The following is an 8,975-nucleotide window of genomic DNA, read 5'->3' on the forward strand; positions in this document are numbered from 1 at the left end:
AGTTTTTAATTATGAACAAAAAGTATCTAAGTGTGATCCTGTTCAGTGCCTTAATGCTGGGTACGACAGGAACGTTCACATCTTGTAAGGACTACGATGATGACATCAAGAACCTGCAAGAACAGATTGACAAGAAAGCATCTCTGGAGGAGCTGCAGAAGCAAATGGATGCTATGCAGGCTGATGTAGATGCTGCAAAAGCTGCGGCTGAAGAAGCAAAGAACAAAGCTCAAGAAGCTTTAGACAAAGCCAATGCTGCCGGCGGTGGAGATGTAACATCTGAAGAGCTTCAGGCACTGAAAGACGATCTTCAGGCACAGATTGACAAGTTGGCATCTTTGGAAGATGTACAAGCAGAAATCGATGCATTGAAGAAAGAGCTGGCAGATACGTATGCTACACAAGAAGCGTTGGATGCATTGAAAACGAAGGTAGACACTTTGTCTGATAAAGTAGCATCTATCGTAGGTAACTTGCTGAACAGCTTGGTATACCAACCTTCATTGTACATCAATGGTGTTGAAGCTACTGAATATCCGTGGATGAGTTATCAACCTATTACTACGACCAATGGAGCGGATTACGAGTTCACAAATAAAGAGAATACTAAATGTATAGTGGATCTCAAAGAGTCTCCTTATACAGAATGGAACTATACGACCCTTGGCAAAGCCAAAGAATATGATCCTGCTATTTCTGTAAATTATCATGTAAATCCGTCGAAAGCTAAGTTGGCAAAGGAAAACCTGAGTATTATCTCTAATGATGCAGAAGTAGTAAATACACGTGCATCTGTAGCTGTACCTCAGCTTGACGCAACAAAAGACATCACTTTGGAAAATGGTGTGCTGACTATACCTTTGGTGGCAGAAGGAAGCAAAATTATGGCAAATGGCATAGACAAGACTGAATTGTCTAAGGCTTCAATCTTTGCTCTGCAGGCTAATGTGAAGACGGAAGATGGTGAAGACCGTGTAGTTACTTCAGATTATGCTGCATTGTATGGTTCGACTATCACTCCGCAAGCGATTGCTTATAGTGTACCTAACTATAATGGCTTTGATATTGAAGCTGATAATTGCGAAAATGCTAAGAATAACGATGAATTATGGGGAACTGTAGGTGAAGCTCTGCAAAATCATCCAACTCTTCGTGTTGCTTACAACAGCCAGATTGATTTGAGCAAAGTATTAGCTATTCACTATAACCAGGTATCTTTAACAAGCACAAACGGTACACACAAAGTTTGGAACTGGGGTGAAGAAGCTCAATATGGCCTGAAGTATGATTTTGCACTGATTCAATATACGGCTGGTAATAACAAAACTTCTGATAGTAAGTATGTTGATCAAAACTTGATTAAGGAAGGTATTGTAGCTCCTCGCATGGTTGAAGCAGACGGAACTACATCTACTTCTACCGGTGTATCTTCAGTAGGTAGACACCCTCTGGTACGTGTACGTGTGTTGGATGCTAACAATGAGGTTGTTCTGCATGCTTATATCGTGGTAGAAATCGTTCAGACAATTGATAATATCATTACTGATGTATTCAACAAAGGTGAACAGAAGTTCGGTTGCGATGGTTCTAATCCTGAACTGACTTGGGCTGAAGTATCTAAACTCCTTTTGGAGAAAGTTGAATACTCGAAGGAAGAGTTCTTGGCGTTGTATAAGGTAGATAAAGATGCTCAGGGAGTTCTTTATCAATTCGAATTGAAGGACAACAAGTTTACTCAAATTTCTAAGGATGAAGATATCTATGGTACAGTAACTGAGAAAACTGAAGGTGCAGGAACAACAACTCCCGTTCTCTCTTGGGCTCTCAGCATGAATGATCAGCAGAGAATCTATGATTTGGATGGTCACAGCAAGACTATTTATGTAAGATACGTGAAGAATATTAATAATCCGAATACAACGACACAGATTGCACCGGTTTATTTGCCAATCAAGGTTACTGTAGTGAAACCTCAGGGTACTGTAGTGAAGAAGATTGCTGAATACTGGTACAACGACAGTAAGAACACCCGTCTGAATGTTCAATATCCAAAAGATGGTGGAAATACAGAGGACTTCACGGTTGATTTGGACCAAGTATGGGAAGGCAATAAACCGACATTCGGTGTAGAAGGGTTCGACTCTTATACTGCTACAATTTTAGCTAACAGAGCTGGAGCACAGGGTGGTTACAAATATTACTTTACTGCAGCCAACAATGGTGTGAAGGTAACAGACCAACTTGGAAACGAATATGAACTGTTCGCAGGAAACTCAGCTGCTGAAGTTAAAGTAGAAAAAGCTACTGATATCTTTGGAAAAGAATATGATGTTACTACAGAAAATGCATTGCTGCACGCATTGAAGTCTGACAAGGGTGAATATTTGAATGATGCATTGTATGCTAAAGATAGTAAAGGTGCAATCGAAATGATTGCTCAAATTAGCAATACTACAGATAAGTGTACTATCAAGTATCAGAACAATGAAACTGCAAAACGCATCTTGAACGCCTATAAAGATGAATTGGCAGCTCAGATTGGTATCTGTGCTTATAGTCCTTGCAACATCGCATTGTCTCTGAATGGTGCTACTTATCCTGCTAACCTGTTGCGCCCGATCACTATTACAGACAATAGCAAGGGAGAATTCCTGGATGCTCAGGCTAATGGTTCTACCATCAATATTGCTGAAGTATTCAACTTCGTTGACTGGAGAAATGTAAGCTTCTACAATGGTGATAAAGATTACAAGAACGTTTGGTTGTATGCATTCTATGGCTTGAATAAGATTGAAGTTAAGACAGCCTTGATTACTACTAACTTGAACGGTAACGACATCAATACGAAGCTGCTGTCTGAAGTAACCCAAAAGATTATCATTACTCAGGAGCCTAACAATACTGCTAAAGTTATCGACTTGAAAGAATTTAACGCTGCTAAGTTCGGTACAGAAGCTACTTGGAATGCAATTGTTGATGCATTTGGTAAGATTAAGTATGTAAACAACGGTAACAACGTTGAAACATTCAAGGTTCGTATTCCTGTAGACTTCACTTATACTTGGGGTACTATCAGAGCTTATGTTGAGTGTACTGTTAACTCTACAATGGGTCAGAACTAATTCTGAATACTAACTTATATGAAAAGAGGGTGGTCTGTTAAAGAGGCCCACCCTCTTTTTTTTAACTACAAAACAATAAACTATATGAAAACAAGTGTACGTCTATTAGGCAGTGTTGTCTTAACATTACTTGTCCTTGCTGCATGTACCGGAAAATCCAAGGAATCTCAGGCATCAATAGATCCAGATACTGAATTAGTCAAGGGATTGACTGCTAAAGATACAGCTGATTTTATCGGACTAGCCCAAGTCTGCATGGATACACTTCAGGCTGGAAAAATAGACGATGGATTAAACATGATATATTGTATCATAAACGATACCCTGATGCCGATGACAGATGAAATGCGAGAAAATATGAAGCAGCATTTTAAACGGTTCCCTGTAAAAAAATATCGGATGGAAGATTTTGAAATCAATGGATATTCGAATAATACAGTTAAATATAGCATCTTTTTCCAAGAGAATCCAGAATCTGAAGCCTGCATTAAATTTGCGTTCAATCCTATTCGCATAGATGATGCCTGGTATTTGACTCTAAAAAACAATTAAAGACAAAATAGACTCTTCTGTTTATTGCAGGAGAGTCTTTTTGTCTTTGTGAATTCAGCTCTTCACCATTCCCTAAGGTTCATATCTTCTCTCCGTGAACTTTTACTGAAATCCTTTGATTTAAAGCCTTTTACGTTGAAAGCAATAAATCCACTCACGCTTATGGCAAGAAATCGAGTAGGAGGAAAACGAAGTAGTTTTCTTCCTACTCGATTACTACCCATTCATTTTTTCTCTAACTGTCCAATCATTTTTCCCTAACTGGAGAAAAAGTTTTTCCTAACTGGAGAAAAAACAGCAGGCTGTACCGGCTGGTAGATCCGCCATCCTTCACAACCCATGCGAATCCGTACAGCGACTTAAATGCCTCAATCATCACCTGTATATCCTGAAATATTGAATTATCAGCTGCGAATATTTTGGAATTCCGAATTGATTGTATACCTTTGTATCAAAGAAAGAGGAAATATGAGAATTGTATCACATAAAAAGTTGAAAGAATTCTATGAAACCAAAGGGAGGGAAGACTCCCGGGTTGCCCTGGAACGGTGGTATGATATCACAGAAAAAGCATCTTGGAAAAATCTTTCAGAAATCAAAGTGGATTTTCCTGCAATAGATTATGTAGGCAACCAGCATTATGTATTCAATATCAAAGGAAACAACTATAGGCTGGTCGTAGTAGTGAAGTTTACAATCGGTTACATATTCATCCGAAAGGTTTGCACACATGAAGAGTATGATATGTTGGATTGTTCAACCATTTAAAAGGAAACGATATGAGCAAGATTACCAAAGAACAATATGATTTTGCGGTAGAAAGGGTGGAAGAACTCTTGCCGTTAGTTGATGACAACACGCCCGCCAACGATAAAAACGCCGTGGAACTCAGCATGATGTCCGACATCGTGATTGCTTACGAGAAAGAGCATTATCCGATAGAAAAGCCGACGGTAGCGGAGCTTATAGAACTTTCTCTGGAAGAGAAAGGTATGACGCAAAAACAGCTTGCCAACGAAATCGGTATCAGCCCATCCCGTATAAACGACTATATATCGGGCCGTTCGGAACCGACGTTGCGAATTGCAAGGCTTCTTTGCCGCATATTGAATATACAACCCTCTGCCATGCTTGGCATTTAAGTACGTGAAGGATGAACAGATTCACATCTTTCACCTTATTTCATTGTGTTACAAGATTTTGCAACGCCGTGAAAGCGTGAAGGATGCAGCGGGGATTTTGTTTTTAAAGTGGGATAGACAGGCCGTGAAAGATATGAAACCATCCCTCGGTCAGTTACTACTCATTGTGCTGAGACTTCCCAAGTCCATAGTTACGCCACTAAAGTGGATGTTTAGCGCGCTAAAGTAGGTAGTTACGGCGCTCATGTAGCCAATCAACCAACTGGCTCTTTCTTGTATAGGAATGATTGAGACGCTACAGTATGTCTACATCTTCAAGTTCAAGCTGTTTGCATGGCCGCGGATATGGCTAACACGGCGGATTTCGGATGGTTACCTTTCGGATGGTAACTACATAAATAAACAATAGACTCTTCTGTTTGTTGCAGGAGAGCCTATTTGTCTTTGTGAATCCCGATTCTCACAATTCCTGTCCTTAAGGTAGTAAGCATCTCTACGCTTACCAAAATGCTTCATCTACGTAACATTACTATTTCATTCTTCATATCTAACTTTGACGCCCATCACATCATGCCGCATTTCACGCTCACTACGATATAATTTCCCTTGCTTCAGATAATAATATTTTTGATATCCACCAAATTCAATATTGGCATACTCTAGGCCATCTTCAGCTTTGGCAGGCATCCATTTGCCTTCGTATGATACAGAATCATTAAAAATAATTCGCGTAGTTGAATCCGGGTTAAGCACAAATGTAATTCCGCTGGCTGTAAATGTGCCTTCATAAGGATGGCTCTGCTCTTTCTTGCTACAGGACGTCAGGGAAATAATAATCAAGAATCCTATAATTCCTAAAATTCTATTCATAACAATGTCTATTAATTAAAGAGGGTATTTCACCTCAGTATGTGAAATACCCTCTTGTATTATTTTTAGAATTTCAATATTGATTAGAGAGCTTTAGTCGGAGTTCCGGCATTGGCTTTTACCTCAACAGTGAAAATCTTCGTAAATGTCTTCCACTTATAACCAAACTTAACAGGGATGTAAAGCTTATAATCTCTGTTTACAGGTGTTCCACTGTAGTTGTTATAAGTCAAAGTTTTATTTGTAGAATTATATACTACACTAGTATTAGAGGGGAGAGGACCATTTTCCACACCTTCTGTTGGTATCAGATTTCCATCAACTAATTTCAAGTTAGAAGTAATCTGATCAGTCATCCAATCACCTTCTACTACTTCATAGAACTCCCACAAATCTTTCTCCAAACCAGTAGTATTTGCTACCACATAGTTCTCACCATGTGCATCTTTATTCCATGAAATGTAAGTGAAAGCATCCTTTACGTCAATGGTGCTACCGCCGATTGTTGCATCTGTGAAGTCTTCTGTTTCACCTTCTTTCATATCCAACGGCTCAATGATGAATGCTTCATACTCTTTGATTGTCTGTGTATGTTCAGGTGCCAACAAAGGTACAGTTACACATCCGTCACCATAACAAAGATCAGCTACAAGTTTAAGAGGTACAAATTCACCAACAATAGCTTTTGCAGCTTCTGTAGGAGCATCTCCTGAACGTGGAGCATGAGTCGGGTTTTTCTCTTCTAGTATAATATTGTATGTCATTTCATTAGGATCCAGCTTATTTGCTGTATAGTTGACAATTTCAGCAGCTTTTTCTCCATTGATATAAAGAGTAGTACCATCAGGACTTACTGTTGCAGTCTTGTCTACTACCTTGCTACCATCGAAATATTGATATACATATTTTGTATCGGCAGCTTCCAGTTTGTCAGCATCAAAGATGAAACGTACACCTTCTTCTGCGTATGCAGCATAATTATCAGGAGTTCTGTTTACACCCTGGAATCCACTTGTAACAGTCGGATAAAGTGCAGAGTAGTAGAACTTCAACCCTTCTCTTTCTTTATCAGTAAAGTAAATAGCACCACCAGCTCCTGTAGTCGGTTTAACACCCATATCATCCAAGAAACCGTTCAATAGGTCTGTATAGATGTTACATGTCGGGTTATTAGTAGTGTTATTTGCCCATGCAGGATTAGATTCCTGAGTATTGTAAACAATGGGGTTTACATTGAAAACATTCCAATTATTATTGTTCTTCCAATAACGTCCATCATATCCCCACAGATTAAATACCGGCTTGTAAATAGTACGAGTTAACGTAATCTTCAGTGTCGGATATGCGCCTGTCGGATCTTTCCAATAGCAAACTTTCGAGAAGTCCATCTTCTCCTGCTTGTTCCATTCAGGATACTTAGCTACAATATCTGCATGAGTTAATGTCCATAATAAGTTATATGAATCTACACCAGCTTCTGTGTTCTTCAAGATTGTAACAGAACCCTCACCGTCACCGTTCGTGCCATCGAAACCTGCATCAACATATACGGCATGGAATTCTTGTTTAGTCATACCACCTTCTTTAGCACCAGCGTAGATTACTTCATTCATTTCCTGAGTGCCCAATCTACCGTTATAATTGCCGCATACATAAATTGAGTCTACAAAATTGTGAGAAATAGGTCTTTCGCCAACTTCTTTTGCCCATTTGATCTTTATGTAACGTTGTGCAACCAGTTCGTTGTTTACGGTGTCACGCAATTCAACACGAACGATAGGCTCACGTCCTACTGCAGTTGCAGAAGTTCCACCTTCGCCAACGGTATAAACCTTTGAGGTCATGATACCATTTGTCGGATTATCTATTTCTGCAAACTTTTGTTGGTCAGTTTCATTTGTATTACCTTCAGGACCACCCAACGTTATGTAAGGCGCTTTTGCCAAATAGAAACGGAATGACAAACCATATTCCTTGTAGTTCTCCAAATCAATATGATTAGTTGCATGTCCAGTTTCGAACTGATCTTTATCAGTTGCGCAAACTTTAACCAAGTCTTTTAAATCCAAAGGCTGGTCATAAGCCCATCTCAAATCGATCAGTTCATTTGCTTCTGAGTGATAAACACATGCAGAGTCATGATAGTGAACATAAAATTCGCCTTCAGCATCTGTCTGGGTTTCGTTAGCGAAATCACCTGTTGCAGCTTGGTCAAATAAAGTTCTCTTATTAACTAAATACGGAACCTTAATTAACTCTTCTACACGAACGTATTCAGAATTAACATATACGCCATTCGTTTTTCCGCTTTCTACAGAATCTTTTTCAGCCTCGGTCCAATTTTCTTTGGAAATGGGAGCTTTCAAAGATGCCATGTAGAATGTTTCTTTGCTAGCGTTAACATCTGTTCTTCCAATAAAGCCCGTAATGGTCTTTTTGAATTTAACAGTCAAGACATTTTTATCAATGCTATGTGATACGGGTTGAATCGGGTTGTTCTCTGCAATCTCAACGCCTGCTTTTGTTACAATATTTTCAGATTTAATGCAATCAAAAATTGGGGTTTCAATATCTTCAGTTCTAACACCCATGTTAGGACTTACATGGAAGTAAGCAACATTGTTTTCTGTCGATATATATTTATCAGCCGCGCCTGTACCTTCGTGATCTAACCATGGATTGGTAGAGTGTGTTGAATGATCATTCACAACATATTTTTGCGGAGTATATTGCAATGTTGTCAATGTAATAGCAGCTATACCATTAACATGAGTAGTTGGAATGACAGACAAACTGGTCAATCGATGCCCTATTAATGCCATAACTTCTGCTGACAAAGCATCCACTTCTGCTGCAATTTCTGTGATTTGCTCTTCTGTGGCAAATTCACCTTTCAGCTTTTCTTCCATTGCAGCCAGCTTTTTATCCACTTCCTCTAACGAAGCCAATTTGTCAATCTGATCTTGCAATTTCTTCTCTAAATCAGCCAGTTCCTGTTCTGTTACGCTTCCTTCACCACTTCCGGCATTGGCTTTGTCCAATGCTTCTTGAGCAGTAGCTTTAGCCTCTTCAGCCGTAGCTTTAGCCTCATTGATTGCCGTCTGAAGTTCGTTTACTTTGGCAGTCAGTTCCTCAATTGAGGCTTTCTTGTCAATCTGTTCTTGTAAGTTCTTGATGTCGTCATCGTAGTCCTTACAAGATGTGAACGTTCCTGTCGTACCCAGCATTAAGGCACTGAACAGGATCACACTTAGATACTTTTTGTTCATAATTAAAAACTTTAAATTTA

6 protein-coding genes are annotated in these 8,975 nt (G+C 39.3%); 4 read left to right on the forward strand and 2 right to left on the reverse strand.

What is annotated here, in order from left to right; genetic code table 11:
* The first annotated feature begins 11 nt into the window (after positions 1-11).
* The 4 genes from HF894_RS14760 to HF894_RS14775 all read left to right on the forward strand — a co-directional run bounded on the left by HF894_RS14760 (position 12) and on the right by HF894_RS14775 (position 4,816).
* A complete protein-coding gene (locus HF894_RS14760) occupies positions 12-3,122 on the forward strand; it encodes a hypothetical protein (protein ID WP_204973377.1) in 3,111 nt (1,036 codons plus the stop codon).
* A gap of 84 nt (positions 3,123-3,206) precedes the next feature.
* Positions 3,207-3,674 (forward strand): hypothetical protein, encoded by a 468-nt coding sequence (locus HF894_RS14765; RefSeq protein ID WP_204973379.1) that lies wholly within the window; start codon positions 3,207-3,209, stop codon positions 3,672-3,674.
* A 468-nt stretch (positions 3,675-4,142) separates the two neighbouring features.
* Complete coding sequence (locus tag HF894_RS14770; RefSeq protein WP_204973381.1) at positions 4,143-4,442, forward strand: type II toxin-antitoxin system HigB family toxin; 300 nt, start codon at positions 4,143-4,145, stop codon at positions 4,440-4,442.
* 11 nt (positions 4,443-4,453) lie between these two features.
* Entirely contained in the window at positions 4,454-4,816 is a 363-nt protein-coding gene (locus HF894_RS14775) for a helix-turn-helix domain-containing protein (RefSeq protein WP_204973383.1), read from the forward strand.
* 534 nt (positions 4,817-5,350) lie between these two features.
* Here the strand turns inward: HF894_RS14775 and HF894_RS14780 are convergent.
* Together HF894_RS14780 and HF894_RS14785 are read right to left on the reverse strand one after the other, a co-directional pair.
* On the reverse strand, positions 5,351-5,686 hold the full coding sequence (locus tag HF894_RS14780) for a hypothetical protein (protein WP_204973385.1): 336 nt from the start codon (positions 5,684-5,686) through the stop codon (positions 5,351-5,353).
* A gap of 83 nt (positions 5,687-5,769) precedes the next feature.
* Entirely contained in the window at positions 5,770-8,955 is a 3,186-nt protein-coding gene (locus HF894_RS14785; RefSeq protein WP_204973387.1) for an alanine-zipper protein, read from the reverse strand.
* Positions 8,956-8,975: the final 20 nt, after the last annotated feature.

Source organism: Caecibacteroides pullorum, from assembly GCF_019239235.1.
GTDB classification, from domain to species: domain Bacteria; phylum Bacteroidota; class Bacteroidia; order Bacteroidales; family Bacteroidaceae; genus Bacteroides; species Bacteroides pullorum.

Bases quoted from the DNA above. Each gene is read 5' to 3' on its own strand.
- HF894_RS14780 (WP_204973385.1), bottom strand. From the start codon at position 5,686: ATGAATAGAATTTTAGGAATTATAGGATTCTTGATTATTATTTCCCTG.
- HF894_RS14770 (WP_204973381.1), top strand. From the start codon at position 4,143: ATGAGAATTGTATCACATAAAAAGTTGAAAGAATTCTATGAAACCAAA.
- HF894_RS14785 (WP_204973387.1), bottom strand. From the start codon at position 8,955: ATGAACAAAAAGTATCTAAGTGTGATCCTGTTCAGTGCCTTAATGCTG.
- HF894_RS14765 (WP_204973379.1), top strand. From the start codon at position 3,207: ATGAAAACAAGTGTACGTCTATTAGGCAGTGTTGTCTTAACATTACTT.
- HF894_RS14775 (WP_204973383.1), top strand. From the start codon at position 4,454: ATGAGCAAGATTACCAAAGAACAATATGATTTTGCGGTAGAAAGGGTG.
- HF894_RS14760 (WP_204973377.1), top strand. From the start codon at position 12: ATGAACAAAAAGTATCTAAGTGTGATCCTGTTCAGTGCCTTAATGCTG.